Raw genomic sequence first — 22,781 nt, forward strand, 5'->3', positions numbered from 1 at the left:
TATGGCCACACTGATCACCGGCGGCGGCGGTTTCATCGGGCTCGCGCTCGCCGAACGCCTGATCGCCGACGGCGAGACCGTTGTCCTGTTCGACCTCTCAGCTCCCGGCCACGACATGCTGGTGCGCCCCGAACTCGCCGGCGCTACACTGGTCACCGGCGATGTCACAAACGCCCACGACATCGACCGCGCGTTGAACACGGCCGGCATCGACCGCGTGATCCATACCGCCGCGATGACGCCGAATGCGCGGCGCGAGCATGACGCTGCGCGCCAGATCGTCGACGTCAATATCGGCGGCACCGTCAATCTGCTCGAACGCGTTACATTGCGGCCCGCCATCAAGCGCGTCATCGTGCTCAGCTCGGTCGCAGTATACGGCTTCTCGCAACCGGCCGCGTCGGGCCTGTTCGAGGAGGATTTGTCGCCGCCGGCGCCAGCTGCGCTCTATGGCATCACAAAGCTCGCATCGGAACAGGCGGCGCTGCGGATCGCCGACCTTCACAAGCTCGATGTGCGCGTGATTAGGCTCGGGCCGGCCTTTGGCCCATGGGAATTGCAGACCAGTGTCCGCGATGCGCTCAGCCCACATTATCAGGTGCTCCGCATGGCTCTCGACGGCCGTGAAGCGGTTCTCCCGCGCAGCATGGCCGGCGATTGGATCTATTCCCGTGACGCTGCCCTCGGCATCGCGAAGGTGAGCGCCTCCGACGCGCTGAAGCACCGTACCTATCACGTCAGCGGCGGTGTATTGTCCGATCTGCCACGATGGTGCGAGATCATCGCGACGCACATGCCCGGTTTCCGCTGGCGGATGGCGGAGATCGAGGCAGAGGGCAACGTGATCTATGGCTTGCCGAAGGACCGTGCGCCGCTGAACATTGCGCGACTCGCCGCGGATGCCGGCTTCAAGCCTCAATTTCATCTGGAAGATGCGGCGCGCGACTATCTCGGCTGGTTGTCGCAGGCAGGAGAACCCGCATGAGCAAGCGTCTGGCTGGAAAATCCGTTCTGATCACCGGCGCCTCCTCGGGCATCGGCCGCGCCATCGCCCGCCGATTTGCTGCCGAGGGCGCGAGGCTCATGCTCGCTGATCTCACCATGGACGTGCGCGAGGGCGGCACTCCGACATTGGAGCTGCTGCGTGCAGACGGTTATGAGGTCGATTTCATCCAGATCGACGTCGCCTCGGAGGACGACACCATCCGCGCCGTCCAACAGACTGTTGCGCGCTACGGTTGCCTCGACGTGCTCGTCAACGACGCCGCCATCGGCACTGGCAAGCGTCTGACCGACACCAGCCTCGCCGAATGGGACAGAACGCTGGCGGTCAATCTCACTGGCGTATTCCTGATGTCGCGCGCCGCCGTCAACCAGATGCTGACGCAGGATATTCGCAACGAGGCCCGCGGCCGCCTCGTCAACATTTCCTCGCAACACGGCATGATCGCCTGCCCAGAAGACATCGCCTATGGCACCTCCAAATCCGGAGTCGTCTACATGACGCGGCAGATCGCGGCGGACTACGCGAAGGATCACATCATCTGCAACGCAGTTGCGCCCGGCAAGATCGTCACCGGCAAACCGGGCCGCGCCGCGGAACCGCGCTGGATGGACTACTCCACCAGCCGCACGCCGATGCCGCGGCTGGGCCGTCCTGACGACGTCGCCAATACAGCGCTGTTTCTGGCCTCCGACGAGGCAACTTTCATGACGGGCGAAAACATCCTCGTCGATGGCGGCTGGATGGCGTCATGAACAACGTTTCGGAGAGCACCATGGTGCAAGCGCCTGCAGAGACGTCCGCGCCGATCATTCAAATGTCCGGCGTCACCAAATGGTATGGCGACGTCCAAGTGCTCAAGGGTATCGACTTCACGGTGGCGCGCGGCGAGCGCGTCGTGATCTGCGGGCCTTCGGGGTCCGGCAAGTCGACCATGATCCGTTGCATTAACCGGCTGGAAGAACATCGCGACGGCCGCATCGTGGTGAATGGCGTCGAGCTCGATCACTCGACGCGCAATGTCGACGTGGTTCGCCGCGATGTCGGCATGGTGTTCCAGCAGTTTAACCTGTTTCCGCATCTGACCGTGCTGCAGAACCTCACCATCGCGCCACGCAAGATCCGCGGCGCAACGAGGCAGGAGGCCGACGAGATCGCGCGCTATTTTCTTGAGCGCGTACGGATCTCCGAACAGGCTGATAAATATCCGAGCCAGCTCTCCGGCGGCCAGCAGCAGCGCGTCGCCATCGCGCGTGCGCTGTGCATGAAGCCGCAGATCATGCTATTCGACGAGCCTACCTCGGCGCTTGATCCGGAAATGATCCAGGAGGTGCTCGACGTTATGGTCGGCCTCGCCCGCGAAGGGATGACCATGGTCTGCGTCACCCACGAGATGGGCTTCGCGCGCACGGTCGCCGACCGCGTGGTGTTCATGGACGCCGGCCGGATCATCGAGGACGGCGCGCCGGCCGATTTCTTCTCGGATCCGAAACAGGATCGAACCCGTGCATTCCTCAAGCAAATTATGCATCGATGACCGAAGCGTCCGCTTTGCGCCAGAATCCGTCACTAAAGCTCTCTAGCCAGCATATTTATCCAGTTGATATCGCGCCAGCAATCACCGGCCGCTTCTCTCCTTGAGCAGCATGCTAACCGCGCTGTCGAAAAGCATTTTTGGTGCGATTAGTCCTGCCGACATCGCCAGAAGAATAGTTGATGCGGTCACAACGTTATCCGTCATCATTGTGAGGATCGTGCCAATCGCAGTATTGAATGCGAGCATACCTCTGGAGTAATCACCAACTGCTGCGTCGGCGCATTGTGGGGCGCGAAACCCCCTCCCGATCGGGTCTCGCGAAAGGAGATGCTCGTTGCCACCACCGTGTCGCTCAGAATGTCGCCGGCTCTCCCTTAGGAAGGTCGATTTTTGCCTTCCTCGAAAATCGCTGCAACACATTCTGCAAACGTCTCAGCTGGGGTTTGATAGAGCTATGTCTCTTTCACGGCGTTTCATTGAGCTGCCATGCTATTGCGCTGAGCCTAGTCTGGCTATGCAGGGACAGATCAGTGCCACGCGGAAGACATTAGCGCAGAAATCTGTTGGTGTTTTCGTTTGAGCCGTGCTGCCGGGAAGACCGAGGGTCACAAAAGATAGACCTCGACCAATTCGCAGCATGTTCGGTCGGGCGCCATTACCCACCAGAACCGTTCGAGAACACCCGGCTCGCGAGCACATCCGAAGCCTCCAGTGACATGATGTCGTCGGCGCTCAGCACGCGGTCGAGATCGGCGACAAGCCGGTTGGCCTGACGCAGCCGCATGCGGTCGAGCGCGTTGCGGATCGAACGGGCGTTGGAGAACAGCGGCTGGGTCTTGCGCAGCGCGATGTAGCGGACGAACGCTGCGCGCGCATCGGCGCTGAATTTGTAATTCATATCCCCGAGCATCAATTCGGAAATGGCGAGCAATTCGTCGTCAGCATAGTCGGGGAAATCGATGTGGTGGGCGATGCGCGAGCGGAAGCCGGGATTGCTGCCGAAGAACTTGTCCATGCGGTCGCCGTAGCCGGCGAGGATCACCACCAGATCCTCGCGCTGGGATTCCATCACTTGCAGCAGGATCTCGATCGCCTCCTGGCCGTAATCGCGCTCGTTATCAGGCCGATGCAGGTAATAGGCCTCGTCAATGAACAACACGCCGCCCATCGCCTTCTTCAAGATCTCCTTCGTCTTCGGCGCGGTATGGCCGATATATTGCCCGACCAGTTCATCGCGCGTCACCGACACCACCTGCCCTCGCCGCACGAAGCCTAGTTTATGCAGGATGCTGGCGATGCGCAGCGCCACCGTCGTCTTGCCGGTGCCGGGATTGCCGGTGAACGACATGTGCAGCGTCGGGTTGCCCGACGCCAGGTCCATGCGCTTGCGGATGCGCTCGATCAGCAGCAGCGAAGCAATCTCGCGAATCCGCGTTTTCACCGGCTTCAGCCCGATCAACTCGCGATCGAGCTGATCGAGCACCTCGCCGATGCCGACCTCGTCGAACTCACGGCGCAGATCGACCTGCGTCGTGGGCGACGCGTCGCCGGCGCTATCGACCACCGTCAGCGTGCTCACGACCCACCGTAGCGCTGGCCTTCGGGTCGATCGACGGCATAGGATTTGGTCGTATAGCGGATGTTGCGGCCTTCCACCTCATGCCGCTCGAGCCGGAAACCTGGCTCTTCCTTCGGACGGTTGACGATGAAGGAGAGCCGCACCGATTCCCAGCCATGGCTGGAATCGAATGCCGACAACCGGATGTAGCGATCGCCATACACCTTGCGGCATTCGGTCAATTCCATCAGCACGCCAGCGGCGTCGCGCAGATCGAACATCGGTAGTCCCCACATTTCCCAGAAATTGTTGCGAGGATGCGGATCATCGGTGAATTCGATGTTCACGGCCCAGCCATTGGCGAGGCAATACTGCACCTGTTTTGAAATCTGTTCATCAGTGAGATCGGGCAGGAACGAGAAGCAGCCCTGGGTAATGCGCATGATCGTACTCCTTATAGCGAGACGCTGGCGGTGGGGGCGTAGTCGGGCATGTCAGTGGATTCGTAATTGAAGGTGACGTTCTTCCACGTCTCCAGCGCCGCCTTCAGCGGCGTGCAGGTCATCGCCGCCTTGGCAAGAATCTCCTCGCCTTCATGCAGGTAGTCGCGACCTTCGTTGCGAGCGAGGATCATCGCTTCCAACGCGACACGGTTGGCGGTGGCGCCGGCCTGGATGCCCATCGGATGACCGATGGTGCCGCCGCCGAACTGCAGGATGACGTCTTCGCCAAGATGATCGAGCAACTGATGCATCTGGCCGGCATGGATGCCGCCCGACGCGACCGGCATCGTCTTATTGAGGCTGGCCCAGTTCTGCTCGAAGAACACGCCATGTTCGAGCCGCATCGGATTGTAGTCTTCGCGGCAGATGTCGTAATAGCCGCGCGTCGTCGCCGGATCGCCTTCGAGCTTGCCGACGACCGTCCCGGCATGGATATGATCGACGCCGGCGAGCCGCATCCATTTGGCGATGACGCGGAACGAGACGCCGTGATTGCGCTGCCGCGTATAGGTCGAATGTCCGGCGCGATGCAGATGCAGGATCATGTCGTTCTTGCGCGCCCATTTCGCCATCGACTGGATCGCGGTGTAGCCAATCACGAGATCGATCATGATGATGACGGAGCCGAGCTGCTTGGCGAATTCGGCGCGTTCGTACATGTCCTCCATGGTGCCGGCGGTGACGTTAAGATAGGTGCCCTTGATCTCACCGGACGCCGCCTGCGCCTTGTTGACCGCCTCCATGCAATAGAGAAAACGCTCGCGCCAATGCATGAAGGGCTGCGAGTTGATGTTTTCGTCGTCCTTGGTGAAGTCGAGCCCGCCCTTCAGCGCCTCATAGACGACGCGGCCGTAGTTACGACCGGACAGACCCAACTTCGGCTTCACAGTCGCGCCAAGCAGTGGGCGGCCGAACTTGTCCATACGCTCTCGCTCAACCACGATGCCGGTGGCCGGGCCCTGGAACGTCTTCACATAAGCGACCGGAAGCCGCATGTCTTCCAATCGCAGAGCCTTCAGCGGCTTGAAGCCGAACACGTTGCCAATGATCGAGGCCGACAGGTTGGCGATCGAGCCGTTCTCGAACAGGTCGAGATCGTAGGCGATATAGGCAAAGTACTGTCCGGGCGAATTTGGCACCGGATCGACCCGAAAACACTTGGCGCGGTATTTTTCCGCAGCCGTGAGACGGTCGGTCCACACCACGGTCCAGGTTGCGGTCGAAGATTCGCCGGCCACTGCTGCCGAAGCCTCGATCGGATCGACGCCGTCCTGCGGCGTCACCCGGAACAATGCGATGATGTCGGTGTCCTTGGGGACATAATCGGGCTCCCAATAGCCCATCTTCTTGTATTCCATGACGCCGGACTTGTAGCGATCCTTGCCGCGGATCGTGATCGAAGCATGTTCATTCATGTTGGCCTCCTCGTTTGGATCCGGCGTCACCGGATGGAATAAGGTCTGTTCACTCGGCAGCTTGCGCGATGTTGCCGATCTTCGGGTCGAGCGCGCCACTGCGATAACGCTTCGCCATTTCGGCCAGCGGAATCACCTTGATCTGTGCGGCGTGACCCGCGGTGCCGAATTGTTCGAAGCGTTCGCGGCAGAGGTCGCGCATCGCGTCCATCGCCGGTTTCAGAAATTTTCGCGGATCGAATTCGCTTCTGGTTTGCGCGGCAACCTTCCGGAAGGCGGAGGTCATTGCGAGGCGGCAGTCGGTGTCGATATTGACCTTGCGGACGCCGTGTTTGATGCCGCGCACAATTTCCTCGACCGGCACGCCCCAGGTCTGCGGCATCTCGCCACCAAATTGATTGAAGATGTCCTGCAGCGGCTGCGGCACCGATGACGAGCCGTGCATCACCAGATGCGTATTCGGCAGCCGGCGGTGAATTTCTTCGACGACCGTCATGGCGAGAATATCGCCGTCCGGCTTGCGCGAGAACTTGTAGGCACCGTGCGAAGTCCCCATCGCGATCGCCAGCGCGTCAACCTTCGTGGCACGGACGAAATCGACCGCTTGATCCGGATCGGTGAGCAACTGGTCGTGGCTGACCTTGCCCTCGACACCGTGGCCGTCCTCCTGCTCGCCGCCGCCATGCTCCAATGAACCGAGTACGCCGAGTTCGCCTTCGACAGAGGCGCCGATCCAGTGTGCGATATCGACCACGCGACGCGTGATGTCGATATTGTAATCGTAGTCAGCAGCAGTCTTGGCGTCGGCCTTCAGCGAGCCGTCCATCATGACCGAGGTAAAGCCGTGCTGTAGCGCGGTGGCGCAGGTGGACTCTTCGTTGCCGTGGTCCTGGTGCAGGCACAGCGGGATCTGCGGATGCATCTCTTCCAGCGCATCGATCATCCTCGCCAGCATGAAGTCGTTGGCGTAGGAGCGCGCGCCGCGCGAGGCCTGGATGATGACCGGCGCATCGACCTCGGCGGCGGCCTCCATGATCGCCAGACCCTGCTCCATGTTGTTGATGTTGAAGGCCGGCACGCCGTAGCCATGTTCGGCAGCGTGATCGAGCAGTTGCCTCAGTGTAATGCGTGCCATAGGTCCTCCATTTCGTTGTCTTGTCCCGAACAACTCATTCGGCGGCAGCGATGCGCGAGCGGGCAATGCAGCGCATCGCCGCCGTTGCGACCGCCGCGGCGGTGATACCGAATTCGCGATACAGATCATCCGCAGGCGCCGAGGCCCCGAATCCGGTCATGCCGACGAACTCGCCGCCATCGCCGAGCCAGCGCGCCCAATCGCCCTCGACTGCGGCCTCGACACCGACGCGCGGAGCACTGCCGAGAATTGCGGCCCGATACTCGCCGGATTGTTGCCGGAACAAATCGAAACACGGCGCCGAGACCACAGCGGCGCGAATGCCGTCATCGGCCAGTAGCCTGGCCGCAGCAATCGCGATCGACACTTCGGAGCCAGTTGCGATCAGGGTGACATCGCGGCCACCTTCCGGCTCGATGACGACATAGGCACCGCGCCCGACCCGATTGGTGGAATCGATGCCATCGCGGAACACAGGCAGCGCCTGGCGCGACAGGCAGAGCACCGACGGCGCATGCGGTGTCCGCAACGCGCAATCCCAGGCCTCAGCGGTTTCGACGGCGTCGCCGGGACGGAACACCTGCAGATTCGGAATCGCGCGCAGAGAAGCCAGGTGCTCGACCGGCTGATGGGTCGGGCCGTCCTCGCCAAGCCCGATCGAGTCATGCGTCATCACGTGAATGACGCGGATGCCCATCAACGCGGCCAGCCGGATCGCGGGGCGGCTGTAATCGGCAAAGCACAGGAAGGTGCCGCCATAGGGAATGAGGCCCCCATGCAAAGCGACGCCGTTCATCGCTGCCGCCATGGCGTGCTCGCGCACGCCGTAATGAACGTAGCTGCCGTCGAAGGCATCGTGCTGGATCGGCGCCTGCATCCTGGCGCGAGTGAGGTTCGAATGGGTGAGGTCAGCCGATCCGCCGAGCAGATTCGGCAGGGCATCGGCAATGACGTCGATGACGAGTTGCGAGGCCTGCCGGGTGGCGATCTTCGGCCGCTCCTGCAGGAAACGGGCGCGAGTCTTGGCCAGCGCCTGGTCGTATCTGCCGGACAGCTCGCCTTTCAGCGCAGCCTGAAAGTAGTCCCGCACAGCGCCGTCGAGACGCGAAACGCGCCCCGCCCATTCCGCATGCGCCGTCTGTCCGCGCGCGCCGACCGCGCGCCATTGTCGCGCCACCGCATCGGGAACGTGGAACGGTGCGTGCGGCCAGTGCAGCGCGTCGCGCGTCTTCGCGATCTCGTCCGCGCCCAGTGGCGCGCCATGCGCCTTCTCACTGCCTTGCCGATTTGGCGCGCCGAAGCCGATCACCGTGCGGCACGCGATCAGCGACGGGCGGTCGTTGTCGCGCGCCCGTGCAATGGCCGCGGCAACGGCCTCGGCATCATGGCCGTTGACGCGGCTGGCCGACCATCCCGATGCAGCGAAGCGCGCAAGCTGATCGTCCGAACACGACAGCGAGGTCGCGCCGTCGATCGAGATCTGGTTATCGTCGAACAGCACGATCAGACGATTGAGCCGCAGATGTCCCGCCAGCGAGATCGCCTCGTGGCTGAGCCCCTCCATCAAGCAGCCGTCGCCGGCGATCACGTAAGTGTAGTGATCGACGAGACCGTCGCCGAAACGCGCATTCATCAGGCGTTCGGCCAAGGCCATGCCGACTGCCGTGGCTAAACCCTGGCCGAGCGGGCCGGTGGTCGTCTCGACGCCCGCGGTGTGGCCGTATTCGGGATGACCGGGTGTCTTCGAGCCCCATTGCCGGAAAGACTGTAACTGATCGAGCGTCACCTCCGCCGATCCGGTCAGATGCAGCAGCGCGTAGAGCAGCATCGAGCCGTGGCCGGCGGACAAGATGAAGCGGTCGCGGTCTGGCCAGGACGGATCGGCGGCATCGAATTTGAGGAAGCGCGAGAACAGCACCGTCGCCGCATCGGCCATACCCATCGGCATGCCGGGATGGCCCGACTTCGCCTTTTCCACCGCATCGATCGCGAGAAAGCGAATCGCATTCGCCATATCCGCGTGCGGAACGGTTGCTTGGTCCATCTGGGGAGCGGGACTCTGAATATTCATACCGTGCGCCTTTTGCGTTCCATCAGTTGCAGGATCAGCGGGGTGAGGATGAGCTGCATCGCCAGATCCAGCTTCGAGCCGTGGATCACGATCGAGTTGGCGCGCGACATGAAGCTGTTGGGGATCATCGACAGCAGATAGGGGAAATCGATGCCGCGCGGATTCTTCAACCGGATCACCACCATCGATTCATCCGGCGTCGGAATCCACCGCGCGATGAAAGGGTTCGAGGTGTCGACCGTCGGCACACGCTGGAAGTTGATGTCGGTCTCGGCGAATTGCGGGCAGATGTAGTTCACATAGTCCGGCATCCGTCGCAGGATGGTGTCGGTGACGGCTTCCTGCGTGTAACCGCGATCCTTGCGGTCGCGATGCAGCTTCTGGATCCACTCCAGATTGATGACAGGAACGACGCCGACCTTGAGGTCAGCATGCTGGGCGATATTGACCTTGTCGGTCACCACAGCGCCATGCAGGCCTTCGTAAAATAGCAGGTCGGACTTGTCCGGCAGCGGGCCCCATTCGGTAAAGGTCCCCGGTGCCGCCCCGTATAATTTGGCTTCGTCCTCGTCGTGCACATAATGACGGGCGGTGCCGGTGCCGGACTCGCCGTAGTCGCGGAAGACTTTCTCCAGCTCCTCGAACAGGTTGGTTTCCGGGCTGAAGTGGCTGAAGTGCTTGTTGCCCTTCTCGCCTTCCTCCAGCATCTTCGTGCGCATCTCGACGCGGTTGTAGCGATGAAACGCATCGCCCTCGATATAGGCGGCGGCGACTTTCTCGCGACGGAAAATGTTCTCGAACGTCTTTTTCACCGACGTGGTGCCGGCGCCCGACGAACCCGTGATCGATATGATGGGATAGCTGCGCGACATTTTGCTCTGCCCCCGGCTCAGCGAAACAGGCCGCGCCGCGCAAACAGCGGCGCGTCGCTATTGTCGAACATCGGCTCGATTCCTTCGTGAATGGCGGCAACGTCGCGAACGCCGCGCATCGAGCCCATGATCAGCGGCACGCGCTGGTGCGGCGTTCGCGCCGAAACTTCGAGGATGCGGCGACGGCCGGTGGTTGCGGAGCCTCCGGCCCACTCCATGACCAACGCCATCGGGTGCGCTTCGTATAAAAGGCGTAGGCGCCCTTCGCGGTATCCGGGGCGCGCGTCGGCCGGATAGAGGAAGACGCCGCCGCGGACGAGAATGCGAAGTGACTCGGCGACCAGCGAGCCGATCCAGCGCATGTTGAAATCGGCACCGCCGTCGCCACCAATGCCGGCCAGGCATTCGTCGATATAGGTCCGCACCGGACCGTGCCAGTGCCGCCGGTTCGACGCGTTGATGGCGAATTCCGGCGTATTGGGCGCAATCCTGACGCCTTGTGCGACAAGCAGGAATTCACGCGCGCGGCGGTCGAGAATGAAGATGTCGACGCGCCCGTTGTGCGCCAGCACCAACGTGGTCTGGGGACCGTAGACCACGAAGCCCGCGGCGCATTGGGCTGTGCCGGGCTCGAAGAAGGTGGAAACCACATCGTTGCCGCGCGGACGGATCGAGAAGATGGTGCCGACCGAGATGTTGTTCTCAAGATTGGCGGAGCCATCCAGCGGATCGATCGCGACACAGAGCGGCGCGCCGACATCGAGGATTTCGGGCAATTCCGCCTCTTCCGACAGAATGGCGGCGACGGGGGTCACGAGCAGCGCGCGGCGCATCATCCTGTCCGCAACAAGATCGATGTCCTTCTGCACGTCGCCGTCGGAATTCACGCCGCTGAGACGACCGGTAATGCCGGCCAGCGGGCCGTCGGCAATGAGGTCGGCAAGGTCGATGGACGCGGCGGCGATTCCCTCGATCACGGCGGCGATCGCAAGCCGGTTCGGCGTCTTCGCCCCCGCGCGATCGAGATGCGAACGCAATGTCACGCGTTCATCCATAGCCGTTCCCTCATCGCTGCCCTCTGCGGGGCCATTTTCAAAGCGTCGTGCCGTTCGGCCGTCTGCGCACCAACAACATCCCAGTTTGCAGAATTAGTAAAATATTCTTATCTTTGGCCGGAGCAAAGTTTTCCTTATAGAGGTTGCGAGGCTGGTGAGCCGGTTTCTGCGGGAATTGATCCGTCGCCAGTTGCCCACTGGCCACCGTTCACCGCGATCGCTCGGTCCCGGCTGCGGCCAAAAACCTGCATCTGACACAGCCCGCGGTCACGCTGCAGATTCGCAATCTGCAGACACTGGCGGGCCACTGATTCAGGCAGCGGACTGCCCCCTGCGTCCCGAACGAACAGCCCCGGGACGCTTTCGGTCCAGCCTGCGTGTTGTGTGCAGACTGCAGGATTACCTGTGGTTCAATCGAGCTTCGGCGCGCGTCGGTGTCGGCTGGATTGCTTATAAGCATAGGCATAAGCCAGCAATTCGACCTCGGCCCATTGGTGCCCCACGACGATCAGGCAGAACGGCGCGCCGGATACGTAATAACCAGCCGGTACCGTCACTTCGGGAAAGCCCGCAATGTTGATTTCGCAGACCGCGGTCTCGTGGATGATGTCTCCGCCATGCAGCGGAGCAAGCGCGGTGCGCATCTGCGGGAAGATGACGGCATCCAGGCGTTCGCGCATGAACACATCCGCGAAAATCCGCAAATAGGATTTTCTGGCGGCGATGAAGTCGGATAGATCGGGCGGGCGTGTCGGCTCGGCCATCCGCGATCACCTCATCGATGCTGCACGCGAAGGGTTAGAGAGACGACCTTCCGCTTTCGCTGTCGCTGGGTGTTACCGGCCTCAACGGGGTGACCGCCTATTTCGGACTGCTGGACGTCGGATGTCCGCGTCCCGGTGATACTGTAGTCGTATCGACCGCGGCCGGCGCGGTGGGCTCGGCGGTCGGTCAGATCGCGAAAATCTCCGGTTGCCGGACTATCGGGATTGCCGGCGGGTCGGCAAAGATCACCCCAGTGCCGTGAGCTGTTCGGTTACGATGTGGCGATCGATCGTTGACATGCAGATCCTCAGGATTTCAACCCGAAAGACCGCCGACGCACATCCGTCCTTGCTCGAACGATCTGTTGACGTAGCAAGTCCGAGAGACTCGATCTTCTCACCGAGGTCTCCCGCTGTATTCGATCGCTTGGCAGCAGCGGCCGTATATTAGCTCTTGTCGAGCTCAGCTTCGGTCAGCTTGAACTTGACCTGTTTTCGGATTTCCGCAACAGCGTGAAACAGAGCCTTAATTGCTGACGGGCTGAGTGCAACCGTCGCATCCTCAGCTACCTGCCTAGCGAGAGGAAGCAATTTGGTCTTGAGAGCCTTTCCCTTGGGCGTCAAGAACACATGCAATTTGCGCCGGTCTTCTAGGCTACGGACTCGCCGTACTAACCCCTTACGCTCCATCACTTGGATCGCGGCTAGTGTGCTTGGCTCCATGGTTTCGATGCGCAGCGAGAGTTCCCGCTGGGTCAACCCATCTTCTTCCCAGAGCGTCCGCAAGTAATACCACATGCCCAAGGTGACCCCGTGTGGCTCGATCTTTGTCTGCAGATATCTCTGTAGAACCCGATGGGTCATTCGAATCTGATAGCCTATGCTTTCTGTCACCGGGAGAATCTCGTCTGACCCCACTCTCTTTCGACCATGCCCTGTCAGATTTTTGGAAGATTTGCTTCTCATCGAATCCTCTGAGCCGATTTATTCATACCCCTGGATTCTGACCTGTTCGGCTTTCAAGACTGGGGGCATCGAAGGCTAACGTAAGCCTCTTCCCCACCTTGGGCAGATCGAGATTCCCTCAAGGCGCCAGCATCAACCAAATGCCGGCGCTTTTCTTCGATAGCTATAGATGGCTCCCCTAAACTAGGCCGACCATCGATTGGAGCCCACCCTTAGCTTGGAGCCTTTCACAAGATTGCCCCGCAGCTCCGTTGCTCAGGAACGAGTGGCAGCTATCAGCCGTCATACTAGCGCAGGAAAACTTCGCACTCATTGTCTTGTTGCGGCTTGCACTCTATTTGCCAAGCCCTATCCGCTGGCAGCGCAGGCTGAACAACATCAAGACAGCATGGAGCGAGCAGTATCTTCAATGTCACTATGAACGATTTGACCCGGTGATTGCACGGGCGCTTAGAAATCCTGAACCTGGGTCTGTTGGCAAGGCATGCTTTGGAATTTGAGCGATACGCACCAGTCGTGGAGCGGTGGACGACATAGAGGCCTGCGTGGCCGCGTCGAAGACGGGAAGTCCGGCGGTGGACTCTGCTACGGCTATCGCGTCGTCAAAAGCTGGACGAACGTGGCGAGCCGATCCGCGGCGATCGCGAGATCGATGAAGCACAGGCAATTGTGGCGCTACGCATTTTCAAGGAATTCGCGTCTGGAATGGCACGACGATCCGCGGACACGTAAAGCGCGGCACTGGCCTCATCAACAATGAGTTGTATGTCGGCGGGCTGGTGTGGAACAGACAGCGCTACGTCAAAGACCCGAGCATCGGGCGGCGGGTATCGCAGGAACGCGGAATCAGAGTGGATTGTCGTTGAGGTTCCAGAATTCAGGATTATCGACGATGAACTCAGGCAGGCGGTGAAAACACGTCAGAGCGAAATCGCCGTAATGCGACATCTAACGATATCGGATGGGGTCCATCATCTCAGCGCAACACTTTTTCACTGTGACGACGCGGTGACGATTTGCCGAATGATCCAAAGGAATTCAAGGCAACAAAAAACCCGCTATCCTATTGGAATAGCGGGTGAATGTTTGGTTGCGGGGATAGGATTTGAACCTATGACCTTCAGGTTATGAGCCTGACGAGCTACCGGGCTGCTCCACCCCGCGCCAAACCTTTCGGAAAACCAGAGACGAAACGAAGTCGGCCAACGCCAAGGCGTCGATCGATCCCAGTCCGGAGGCTTCCTGAGAAGACAACCGGGGCAAAGCCCTCGGTGCGAGGGGTATGTACCAATGCCTGCCTGCTTTGGAAAGGGGCAGCGGCGATCTTTTTGCGCTTTTATGACGGTCCGGGAAAACGCCTGTCTGCCCTGTTTCGGCACAACCCGGCGCGGCACGAATTGCAACCGCCGAAACTTGCTTTTCAGGCCACCTGGACGCCCTTTGGCGGCCTAATTCAGCAAAAAGCCGCCATCGACGGTCACGGTGCTGCCGGTCATGTAACGCGAGGCCTGCGAAGCCAGCAGCAGAATGGCACCGTCGAGATCGCTCTCATGACCGACCCGGCGCTGCGCGATGCGCTTGATCAGCTTCTCGCCCACGGGCGTGTCCCAGGCGGCATGGTTGATGTCGGTATCGATATAGCCCGGCGCCAGCGCATTGACGCGAATGCGGTGCGCAGCGAGTTCCAGCGCCAGTGCCCTGGTCGCCTGCACGATGCCGGCTTTCGAGATTGCATAAGGCGACACCGCCTTGGTCAGCCCGAATCCGAGGACCGAAGCGATATTGACGATATTGCCCTCCACTTTATGCGCGATCATGCGGCGCGCGGCTTCGGTCGCCGCGAAATAGGCGCCCTTGAGATTGGCCCCGATGACCGCGTCCCAATCCGCCTCAGTCTGATCGATGGCCATCTTCTCCACCGCGATGCCAGCATTGTTGATCAGCACGCTGACCGGCCCGAGCGCAGCTTCAGCGGCATCGAACGCGTTTGCGATCGAGGCATTGTCGGTGACATCCATCGACACCGCGACAGCGCGGCCCCCCTTGTCCGTGATTTCCTTCTGCAGGCTCTCTAGCTTGCCCATCTGCCGCGCTGCGAGCACCACAGCTGCACCATGCGCGGACAGCACGCGCGCAAATTGCCGGCCGAGGCCCTGCGAGGCTCCGGTGATGAGGATGGTTTCTTTACTGACGTCGAATATCCCGGACATGGCATTTCCCTTTGATTTTGCCCTAGTGATACCCGGCCTTGCCGCGATCGCAAACCGCCGCGCTCCGCCGATTTCTTTGACGCGGAATTGCCGCATGGGGACGAAGCCGCGATGAACAGTTTCGATGTCGTCGTTTATGTCGGCCTGATCGTCGCCATGGTCATCGGCTTTCGCGCCGGATTGTTGCGCAGTGCGGTCACCATCCTGGGCTATCTGATCGCCATGCCGATGGCTGTCTGGATCACCGGGCTGATCGCTCCGCAACTGTCCGGTAGCGCAAGCGCCCCGACCACGCAGAACTCGTTGCTGTTCTTCGCGATCTTCCTGATGTCGGGCATCGTGCTCGGCTCGCTGCTGCGCATGGCGATCAACGACATGATCGGCCACGAGATCGGCATCGGCGACAGGCTCGGCGGCGCTTTGCTCGGCGCCATTCGCGTCGGCCTGATCGCGGTGACGCTAGTGCTGATCTTCGACCAGTTGGTGCCGGCCGACAGGCAGCCGGCCTATATGACCGGCTCACAGCTGCGGCCCCTGCTGTCGCTGGCCGGGCAGAAGGGCGTCAAATCGCTGCCGCCGGACGTGACCGCCACCATCGAGCAATGGAAACGCGCGCATCGGCTCTGACGGGAGCGCCCTTATCAGACCCCGCCGGAACCGCTATAACGCGGCCCTCGGATTATCGAACTTCAGGAGTGACATCGTGGATCTTGGAATCAAAGGCCGCCGCGCGCTTGTCTGCGCATCCAGCAAGGGCCTCGGCCGTGGCTGCGCCGAAGCGCTGGCCGCAGAAGGCGTGCATGTCACGATGACTGCACGCGGCGGCGACGTGCTGGCGGCAGCCGCTGCCGATATCCGCAAGGCCTATCCGGGCGTCGAGGTCACCGAAGTCGTCGGTGACATCACCACGGTCGAAGGCCGCGAAGCTGCGCTGAAGGCAGCCGGCCAGATCGACATCCTCATCAACAATGCCGGCGGCCCGCCGCCCGGCGATTTCCGCAACTGGACCCGCGACGACTGGCTCAAGGCCATCGATGCCAACATGCTGACCCCGATCGAGCTGATCAAGGCGACGGTGGACGGCATGATGGAGCGCAAGTTCGGCCGCATCGTCAACATCACCTCGGCCGCCGTGAAGGCGCCGATCGATGTGCTCGGCCTGTCGAACGGCGCGCGCAGCGGCCTGACCGGCTTCATCGCCGGCCTGTCGCGCAAGACCGTGCGTGCGAATGTCACCATCAACGGCCTGCTGCCCGGCCCATTCAACACCGACCGCCTGAAGGGCGTTGCCGCCGGCCAGGTCAAGGCGACAGGTCTTTCGGTCGATGAGATCCTGACCAAGCGCGCGGCCGAAAATCCGTCGGGTCGCTTCGGTGAAGCCGATGAATTCGGTCAGGCATGTGCATGGCTGTGCAGTTCGAAATCCGGCTTCATCACCGGCCAGAACATCGTTCTCGACGGCGGCGCTTTCCCCGGCACGATGTAACTCGACGACATCTCAAGACGCAAAAAGGCGATCGGCTGCACGGCCAATCGCCTTTAGTTTTTGGGTTGCGCAATCAGTGGACGGGTGTGGTGCGTTCGCTGGACCAATCGACGCCGAATTCTTCCAGGCCTTCCGCGAGGAGATCGCCGAGCAAAGGCTCGCCGAGCAGATAGCGCGCGGTGCGCCCGTTGCGGCCTTCTGCGGCTTCGCGGCGCAAGTCGCTCCATTCCTCGATGGTGGCGTCACCGCGGCCCAGCCGCATCAGGGCGACGAGGTCGATCTGCTCGTCCTCGGTGAGCGCGCTGATGAAGCCCGCGATTTCCCGCGCCACGGGATCCTCGCCATTGTCCTCAAGCACATCGATCATATCGTCATCGGCGCCGTTGGAGCCGGAATCGGTGTCGGAGGCGATATCCTTGGCATCGAACTGCCGCGCCTTCTCGATCAGAAAGCCCACTTTCTCGGATGAAATCGCTAGTTCTGGCATCGCACGCTCCTCGCTGCAGGGCCCGGTGTTCCACTCTGACAACGCGCAGCCCCGCGAGATGATCCATTGCGCGCCACGCCGGAAACCCGCATCTTTCCAGCCCTAAAAAGAACAATGGGGTGAACGCCTGATGCAATGGACGGTCGGCAAGGTCAGGATCACGCAGATCATCGAAGGCGAGACGATTGGCAGCACACGCTTCATTCTCCCGCAGGTCGGCCCCGATGAGGTCCATGCGCTGCCGTGGCTGATGCCGGAATTTGCAACTCCTGAAGGCCGGCTGAAAATGTCGATCCATGCGCTGGTCGTGGAAACACCGACGCAGCGCATCGTCATCGATACGTGTCTCGGCAACAATAAGCAGGGCCGTTCAGTTCCGACGTGGAATGACCTGCACACGTCGTTCCTCGAGAACATGACAGCAGCCGGCTTCGCACCTGACAGCATCGACACGGTGCTGTGCACCCATCTGCATGTCGATCATGTCGGCTGGAATACAAAACTGGTCGCTGGCCAATGGACGCCGACATTCCCGAATGCACGCTATGTGTTCGGGCAGCACGAATACAACTACTGGGCGGCGTATAGCGATACGGCGTCGCATCTCGCCGTGTTCAACGATTCCGTAAAGCCGATCACCGATGCCGGGCTGATGGATCTCGTTGCCAGCGATGCGCAACTCTCGGACGAGGTCACGCTGATCCCGACACCGGGCCACAGCCCCGGCCATATGAGCGTGCATATCAAATCCGCAGGTGAGGAAGCGCTGCTGACCGGCGACGCCGCACATCATCCGGTGCAGATGGCGCATCTCGACTGGTCGTCCACGGCGGATGCCGATCCCCTGCAAGCCGCCGTATCGCGGCGCGCATTGTTCTCGCGTTTTGCGGATACGCCGACACTGGTGATCGGCGGTCACTTCGGTGCCGGCCACATCATGCGCGAGGGCGATGCTTTCAGATTTGCCGCGCTGCAGCACTGATTTTTGCGGCTCTGACCTTTCTGTCGCGCGGTTGAATTTCCCCGCGCCCTGTTCCACAACCTTTCAGGCAAGCCCCAAGGGAGACGACAATGAAGCTCGTAAGATACGGCGCGTTCGGCAGCGAAAAGCCGGGACTGATCGACAAGGACGGCAAGCTGCGCGACCTCTCCGGCCAGGTGAAGGATCTGGCTGACGATGCGTTCGCACCTGCCAATCTTGTCAAGCTCGCTGCGCTCGACCCGGCGTCGCTGCCTGCCGTAAGCGGCTCGCCGCGCATTGGCTCGCCCGTTGGCGGCAAGCCGAAATTCATCGCCATTGGCCTGAACTATGCCGACCACGCCGCCGAATCCGGCATGCCGATTCCGTCGGAGCCGATCGTCTTCATGAAGGCGCTGAACAGCCTGTGCGGCCCCAATGACGATGTGGAAAAGCCCCGCGGCTCGACCAAGCTCGACTGGGAAGTCGAACTCGCCATCGTCATCGGCACCAAAGCCAAATATGTGACCGAAGCCGATGCGCTGAAATATGTCGCCGGCTACAGCGTCTGCAACGACGTCTCGGAACGCTTCTTCCAGATCGAGCGCGGCGGCCAGTGGACCAAGGGCAAGTCGCATGACACGTTTGGCCCGCTCGGCCCGTGGCTGGTGACGCCAGACGAAGTCGGCGACGTGCACAAGCTCAGCATGTATCTCGACGTCAACGGCAAGCGCTGCCAGACGGGTTCGACTGCGACCATGATCTTCAATGTGCCGCAGATCGTCTCGTATCTGTCCGGCATGATGACGCTGATGCCCGGCGACATCATCACCACAGGCACGCCACCCGGCGTCGGCCTCGGCATGAAGCCGCCGAAATTCCTCGAAGTCGGCGACGTCATGACGCTCGGCATCGAGAAGCTCGGCGAGCAGAAACAGAAAGTGGTTGCGGCTTAAGGCGCATCACTCTCCTCGTCATTGCGAGGAGCGAAAGCGACGAAGCAATCCAGAAGGCCACAAAGCAAGGACTGGATTGCTTCGCTGCGCTCGCAATGACGACCAATAGAACTGAGTAAAGGACCAAAAATGAAGCTGACTTTTTCTCCGGGCTCGCCCTTCGCACGCAAGGTTCGCATTGCCGCGATCGAACTCGGCCTGATCGACAAGATCGAACTCACGCCCGCCTCGGTCGCACCGACGCAGAAGAATGAGACCTATTCGCATGACATCAGCCCGGTCAGGAAATTGCCGGCGCTGATCCTCGATGACGGCAATGTCATCGTGGATTCATATGTCATCACCGAATATCTCGACGAGCTCGCCGGCGGCAACAAGCTGGTCCCGGCCTCGGGTCCGGCGCGCTGGAAGGTGAAGAGCGAGCATTCGATGCTGCAGGGCATGACGGATGCGATGCTGCTGTGCCGCTACGAGGTCGGCGTGCGCCCCAAAGAGTTTCTGTGGCAGGCCTGGTATGACGATCAGTGGGATCGTGCATGGGAGGGCCTCACGCGCTTCGAAAATCATCCGGACATCCTGACGCGCCCGATGGATGCGGCGCAGATCGCGCTCGTCTGCGTGCTCGGTTATGCCGATTTCCGCTTCCCAGATTGCGGATGGCACAAGGCGTTTCCAAAACTCGACGCCTTTCACAACAAGATGCTGCAGCGGGAATCGGTCAAGATCTCCGTTCCGCCAAAGGGTTAGGATCGAAAAGCGGCCTGACGCAATTTCACGTCAGCTTGCGAAAATCCTGCGTCAGGCCTGCGGCAATCTTGCGGCAGGTCTAATCGAACAGCGAGGGCGTGTGATTCACATACGCGCCCTCGATGGCGAGCATCTTGAGCTTCGTCTCGACGCCGCCGTTGGCCGAAAATCCGCCTGGCTTGCCGCCGGCAGCCAGCACCCGGTGACACGGCACGATCACCGGACACGGATTCTGCCCCATCGCCTGCCCGACATTGCGTGACAGTTCGACACCGCCGAGCTTCTTGGCGATATCGCCATAAGTCAGCGTGGCGCCCGGCGGGATCTGGCGGGCAATCGCATAGACGTTGCGATTGAATTCGGGGACGTCGGTGAGATCGAGATCGATATCGAGAAGATCGACCGGCTTGCCGGTCATCAGTTCTACGATACCGTCGATGGCTGCCTGTACCGCCGGCGGCGGCGCGGCTTCGACGACCTCCGCATGGCGCTGCTTGATGCGCACACGGGTCTGTTTTTCGTCCGGCTGCGGCAATTGCACGGCAACGATGCCGCGATCGGCCCATGCGATGCCGCAACGGCCGATGGCGGTGTCGAAGAGAGTGAACTGAACGTCGGTCATATGAGCCTCCATCGATCGCATCAGCATCCGATGTGGTGAGGTCCGGAGTTTGCGACGATCTTCAGCCATTCGCCACCCGATTCCGGAGTGGCAAACAGCTTTGTCTCAGCTCTGCTCACGTGACGGCATTGAGGCGGCCTTGTGGATGAAAGCCTGGCCGAGCATGTCGAGGATTTCCTTGGTGGCCACGAACATGAACACACCCGCCTCGGTGTCGAAGGAGATGCCGACCACGGTCGGATCAGGCTGGAAGTCCAACAGGCTGTAGCCCTTCAGCGGGAGGGCGGGAACTTCTTTCGGATTCGACATGTCGGTCTCCCGCGTCAATGAAAGGCTCGTGAAAGCCGGAATAACGAGGGCTTAGACAACAATTCGGAGCACGCCAAGGCGTTATTTCGTAGCGTTGGCCAGGCCTCTAACGACAATCGGGACCGCATAGCGGCCCCGATCTTCAGAAGTCCAAGCCGTGCGATGGCAATGGCGGACTTACTCGTCGTTCTGCATCGCTGCGGCCAGCTTGTCGTAATATTTGCCGACGAGATCGATATTGCCCTTGTTCTCGACTGCTGGCGGCGGCGATTTGAGCGCGGCGTTGAGATCGGCGAGCGCGGCCTTCTTGTCCTTGGCCGGCATTTTCTTATCGGCCTGCACGGCCGCGATCTGCTGCTTGAAGACCACTTCGGGGCCGACATATTTCTTGGTCTGCGGATCGAAGCCGCCCAGCACCAGCATGATGTTTTCGACGACGTCGTTGTAGTCGCCGTAGTTCGCAAAGCCGTTTTTCTTGGCGACGTCATCGAGCTGCGCGACCACTTTGGGATCCGGCTTGTCAGGTGCCTGCTGCGGCAGCTTGGCGGTGACCGCATCGAGATCCTTCTGCGCGGCCAGCACCTGCTCGATCTGCTTGTCAGTCAGCGCAATCTGCTTTGGCGCCGGCGCATTTTGCGCGGGAGCTGCGGTGGGTGCCGGCGTGGGCGGCGTCTGTTTTGCGGCGGGCTGTTTCTGCGCCTGCGCATATGCAGCGCCAGTGACGGGAATCGTTGCAAAGCCTGCGATGGTCAGAGCGGCGATGACGGGGCGAAGGATGGAACGCATGAAGATCTCCTCGGCAAATTGGAGCGACCAGGGAAAGTCGATCGCGGAGCGAAACCGGTTCAACGAGCCCGGTTGGCAGAGGATGGAATGCTGCAGCTGAATCGTGGCTGAATGATCGCAGCGGCCGGTCGTCCCTTCCCCCGGCAGCTCGGTTGCCGATGTTCCGCCCATTACCCGCTTATGGTGCATGTACGACCAACAAAGCAGGCCGCCATTCCGACGATCAGTCGTCCTTCAGCGCGACGGCGAGCTTGTCGTAATACTTGATCGCGAGATCGATATTGCCCTTGTTTTCAACAGCTGGCGGCGGCGACGCCATCTTGGCATTGAGATCGTCGATCGCCTCCTTCCTGTCTTCGGCTGAGAGGCTCTTGTCCGCCTGAACGGTGGCGATCTTCTGCTTGATCACGGCAACCGGCCCCACATAGGTCTTCGTCTTCGGATCGATGCCCGCCATTGCGAGACCGATATTGTCGAACAGGATCGTATACTCGGCGTAATTTGCAAAACCATGCTTCTTGGCGACACCATCGATCTGGGCAAGGACCGCTGCGTTCGTTCCGGGAGTGGCGACAAAGCCGTCGAGATCTTTCTGCGCTGCGAGCAACGCCACCACCTGCTTTTCACTGAGAGCTAGCTGCTTGGCGGCGGACGCTTCCAGTTTCGATGCCTGCGCCAAGGCGATCTGGCTGGCCGGTATCGCAAAACAAAAAGTCGCACCAACCAGGGTCAGCGCGACAACGGGACGAAAAACGAAATGCATGCCGAGTTCCTGTCGGTAGATAATCCTCACTAAGTCTCGCATTGGAAAAGAAAGGTTCAGCGGCAACGGTAATATTCTGCAGAAGCCTCTATCGCCCCCGAGCTGCGCACGCATGCGCTCTCCCGGCTCTTGGGATGAGCATCGGCGTTGGAGACGCGGTTACAATGATCCGAGATGACGAGTTTGCGTTGATTGGCCTGCGGGTGCAGACAACAAAAAACGCCGCCTCCCGAAGGAAGCGGCGTTTTTTGATTTGATATCGTAGTTGAGGAGTCTTTGTCCTTTGCAGGCCTGGCAGCGACCTACTCTCCCAGGGCTTAAGCCATAGTACCATTGGCGCTGAGGAGTTTAACGGCCGAGTTCGGGATGGGATCGGGTTGAAGCTCCTCGCTAGAACCACCAGGCCGGCGAAGGACAAAGATACGAAGCAAACTGTTTTGGTCTTTCTGTAGGACGCGCTTGGGCGTCCCTGAGTTGCGCATTCTGATTTACAGAGCGCAGTCTCATTTTCATTCAGACTGATGTCTGGACATTGAAAATGAGAGCAATCAAGCCAATCGAACGATTAGTACCGGTAA

23 protein-coding genes, 1 tRNA gene, 1 rRNA gene and 2 pseudogenes are annotated in these 22,781 nt (G+C 60.8%); 10 read left to right on the top strand and 17 right to left on the bottom strand.

The features are described from left to right. Window position 1 precedes the first annotated feature (1 nt). From BLW80_RS06525 to BLW80_RS06535, 3 genes are read left to right on the top strand one after another with little or no spacing between them, the layout of a single operon-like run. Window positions 2–985, top strand: coding sequence for an NAD-dependent epimerase/dehydratase family protein (locus BLW80_RS06525; protein ID WP_093757253.1), 984 nt, complete (start codon window positions 2–4; stop codon window positions 983–985). Then, a complete protein-coding gene (locus BLW80_RS06530) occupies window positions 982–1,758 on the top strand; it encodes an SDR family NAD(P)-dependent oxidoreductase (protein WP_093757254.1) in 777 nt (258 codons plus the stop codon). The genes BLW80_RS06525 and BLW80_RS06530 overlap by 4 nt, the downstream gene beginning before the upstream one ends. Beyond that, complete coding sequence (locus BLW80_RS06535) at window positions 1,755–2,540, top strand: amino acid ABC transporter ATP-binding protein (protein ID WP_283805474.1); 786 nt, start codon at window positions 1,755–1,757, stop codon at window positions 2,538–2,540. Before BLW80_RS06530 ends, BLW80_RS06535 begins: the two co-directional genes overlap by 4 nt. A 655-nt stretch (window positions 2,541–3,195) precedes the next feature. Here the strand turns inward: BLW80_RS06535 and cbbX are convergent. Genes cbbX through BLW80_RS06570 form a run of 7 tightly spaced genes read right to left on the bottom strand, consistent with a single transcriptional unit; the run spans window position 3,196 to window position 11,149 of the window. Continuing rightward, complete coding sequence (cbbX, locus tag BLW80_RS06540; protein WP_093757377.1) at window positions 3,196–4,110, bottom strand: CbbX protein; 915 nt, start codon at window positions 4,108–4,110, stop codon at window positions 3,196–3,198. 5 nt (window positions 4,111–4,115) lie between these two features. Then, on the bottom strand, window positions 4,116–4,541 hold the full coding sequence (locus BLW80_RS06545) for a ribulose bisphosphate carboxylase small subunit (protein ID WP_068729086.1): 426 nt from the start codon (window positions 4,539–4,541) through the stop codon (window positions 4,116–4,118). A gap of 11 nt (window positions 4,542–4,552) precedes the next feature. Continuing rightward, a complete protein-coding gene (locus BLW80_RS06550; RefSeq protein ID WP_093757378.1) occupies window positions 4,553–6,016 on the bottom strand; it encodes a form I ribulose bisphosphate carboxylase large subunit in 1,464 nt (487 codons plus the stop codon). Window positions 6,017–6,065: 49 nt separating this feature from the next. Next, window positions 6,066–7,151 carry a class II fructose-bisphosphate aldolase gene (gene fba / locus BLW80_RS06555; protein WP_093757255.1) on the bottom strand — a complete coding sequence of 362 codons (1,086 nt, stop codon included), beginning with the start codon at window positions 7,149–7,151 and terminating at the stop codon, window positions 6,066–6,068. A gap of 34 nt (window positions 7,152–7,185) precedes the next feature. After that, window positions 7,186–9,165, bottom strand: coding sequence for a transketolase (gene tkt, locus BLW80_RS06560; RefSeq protein WP_349633089.1), 1,980 nt, complete (start codon window positions 9,163–9,165; stop codon window positions 7,186–7,188). 53 nt (window positions 9,166–9,218) lie between these two features. Beyond that, on the bottom strand, window positions 9,219–10,094 hold the full coding sequence (locus BLW80_RS06565) for a phosphoribulokinase (RefSeq protein ID WP_093757257.1): 876 nt from the start codon (window positions 10,092–10,094) through the stop codon (window positions 9,219–9,221). A gap of 17 nt (window positions 10,095–10,111) precedes the next feature. Continuing rightward, window positions 10,112–11,149, bottom strand: coding sequence for a class 1 fructose-bisphosphatase (locus BLW80_RS06570; protein ID WP_093757258.1), 1,038 nt, complete (start codon window positions 11,147–11,149; stop codon window positions 10,112–10,114). Window positions 11,150–11,370: 221 nt separating this feature from the next. On the opposite strand from BLW80_RS06570, the pseudogene BLW80_RS30700 reads away from it, so the two are divergent. Continuing rightward, a pseudogene (locus BLW80_RS30700) lies at window positions 11,371–11,454 on the top strand (LysR family transcriptional regulator); the annotation flags it as partial. Window positions 11,455–11,559: 105 nt separating this feature from the next. Here BLW80_RS30700 and BLW80_RS06580 read toward each other — a convergent pair. After that, the gene (locus BLW80_RS06580; protein WP_210185303.1) at window positions 11,560–11,913 is read right to left on the bottom strand and encodes an amidase; all 354 of its coding nucleotides are present in this window, start codon (window positions 11,911–11,913) and stop codon (window positions 11,560–11,562) included. A gap of 50 nt (window positions 11,914–11,963) precedes the next feature. Here BLW80_RS06580 and BLW80_RS30705 point away from each other — a divergent pair. After that, a pseudogene (locus BLW80_RS30705) lies at window positions 11,964–12,158 on the top strand (NADP-dependent oxidoreductase); the annotation flags it as partial. Window positions 12,159–12,360: 202 nt separating this feature from the next. Here BLW80_RS30705 and BLW80_RS06590 read toward each other — a convergent pair. From BLW80_RS06590 to BLW80_RS06605, 3 genes are all read right to left on the bottom strand, one after another. Further along, window positions 12,361–12,777: a MarR family winged helix-turn-helix transcriptional regulator gene (locus BLW80_RS06590; protein WP_093757380.1), complete on the bottom strand. Its 417-nt coding sequence runs from the start codon at window positions 12,775–12,777 to the stop codon at window positions 12,361–12,363. A 1,189-nt stretch (window positions 12,778–13,966) separates the two neighbouring features. Beyond that, window positions 13,967–14,043: transfer RNA gene (locus BLW80_RS06600), tRNA-Met, on the bottom strand. Between the two features lie 284 nt (window positions 14,044–14,327). Further along, a complete protein-coding gene (locus tag BLW80_RS06605; RefSeq protein ID WP_093757259.1) occupies window positions 14,328–15,089 on the bottom strand; it encodes an SDR family NAD(P)-dependent oxidoreductase in 762 nt (253 codons plus the stop codon). A 111-nt stretch (window positions 15,090–15,200) separates the two neighbouring features. Between BLW80_RS06605 and BLW80_RS06610 the strand changes: the two genes are divergently transcribed. Both BLW80_RS06610 and BLW80_RS06615 read left to right on the top strand, forming a co-directional pair. After that, a complete protein-coding gene (locus BLW80_RS06610; RefSeq protein WP_093757260.1) occupies window positions 15,201–15,716 on the top strand; it encodes a CvpA family protein in 516 nt (171 codons plus the stop codon). 76 nt (window positions 15,717–15,792) lie between these two features. After that, a complete protein-coding gene (locus BLW80_RS06615; RefSeq protein ID WP_093757261.1) occupies window positions 15,793–16,575 on the top strand; it encodes an SDR family oxidoreductase in 783 nt (260 codons plus the stop codon). A 73-nt stretch (window positions 16,576–16,648) separates the two neighbouring features. Here the strand turns inward: BLW80_RS06615 and BLW80_RS06620 are convergent, their stop codons facing one another. Beyond that, a complete protein-coding gene (locus BLW80_RS06620; protein ID WP_093757262.1) occupies window positions 16,649–17,062 on the bottom strand; it encodes a DUF3775 domain-containing protein in 414 nt (137 codons plus the stop codon). Between the two features lie 130 nt (window positions 17,063–17,192). On the opposite strand from BLW80_RS06620, the gene BLW80_RS06625 reads away from it, so the two are divergent. The 3 genes from BLW80_RS06625 (at window position 17,193) to BLW80_RS06635 (ending at window position 19,723) form a co-directional block, all read left to right on the top strand. Then, window positions 17,193–18,044, top strand: a complete 852-nt coding sequence (locus tag BLW80_RS06625; protein WP_093757263.1) for an MBL fold metallo-hydrolase — start codon at window positions 17,193–17,195, stop codon at window positions 18,042–18,044. Between the two features lie 89 nt (window positions 18,045–18,133). Beyond that, complete coding sequence (locus BLW80_RS06630; RefSeq protein ID WP_093757264.1) at window positions 18,134–18,976, top strand: fumarylacetoacetate hydrolase family protein; 843 nt, start codon at window positions 18,134–18,136, stop codon at window positions 18,974–18,976. 129 nt (window positions 18,977–19,105) lie between these two features. Further along, window positions 19,106–19,723: a glutathione S-transferase family protein gene (locus BLW80_RS06635; protein WP_093757265.1), complete on the top strand. Its 618-nt coding sequence runs from the start codon at window positions 19,106–19,108 to the stop codon at window positions 19,721–19,723. 79 nt (window positions 19,724–19,802) lie between these two features. Here the strand turns inward: BLW80_RS06635 and BLW80_RS06640 are convergent, their stop codons facing one another. From BLW80_RS06640 to rrf, 5 genes are all read right to left on the bottom strand, one after another. Continuing rightward, the gene (locus BLW80_RS06640; protein WP_093757381.1) at window positions 19,803–20,345 is read right to left on the bottom strand and encodes a methylated-DNA--[protein]-cysteine S-methyltransferase; all 543 of its coding nucleotides are present in this window, start codon (window positions 20,343–20,345) and stop codon (window positions 19,803–19,805) included. Between the two features lie 105 nt (window positions 20,346–20,450). Then, window positions 20,451–20,654 carry a hypothetical protein gene (locus BLW80_RS06645; protein WP_068729147.1) on the bottom strand — a complete coding sequence of 68 codons (204 nt, stop codon included), beginning with the start codon at window positions 20,652–20,654 and terminating at the stop codon, window positions 20,451–20,453. A gap of 177 nt (window positions 20,655–20,831) precedes the next feature. After that, window positions 20,832–21,440, bottom strand: coding sequence for a hypothetical protein (locus tag BLW80_RS06650; protein ID WP_093757382.1), 609 nt, complete (start codon window positions 21,438–21,440; stop codon window positions 20,832–20,834). Between the two features lie 223 nt (window positions 21,441–21,663). Continuing rightward, on the bottom strand, window positions 21,664–22,317 hold the full coding sequence (locus tag BLW80_RS06655; protein WP_244527978.1) for a hypothetical protein: 654 nt from the start codon (window positions 22,315–22,317) through the stop codon (window positions 21,664–21,666). Between the two features lie 175 nt (window positions 22,318–22,492). Continuing rightward, window positions 22,493–22,607, bottom strand: a 5S ribosomal RNA gene (gene rrf / locus BLW80_RS06660). Between the last annotated feature and the right edge of the window lie 174 nt (window positions 22,608–22,781).

Origin of the sequence: Tardiphaga sp. OK245 (assembly GCF_900108575.1) — a bacterium.
GTDB lineage: Bacteria > Pseudomonadota > Alphaproteobacteria > Rhizobiales > Xanthobacteraceae > Tardiphaga > Tardiphaga robiniae.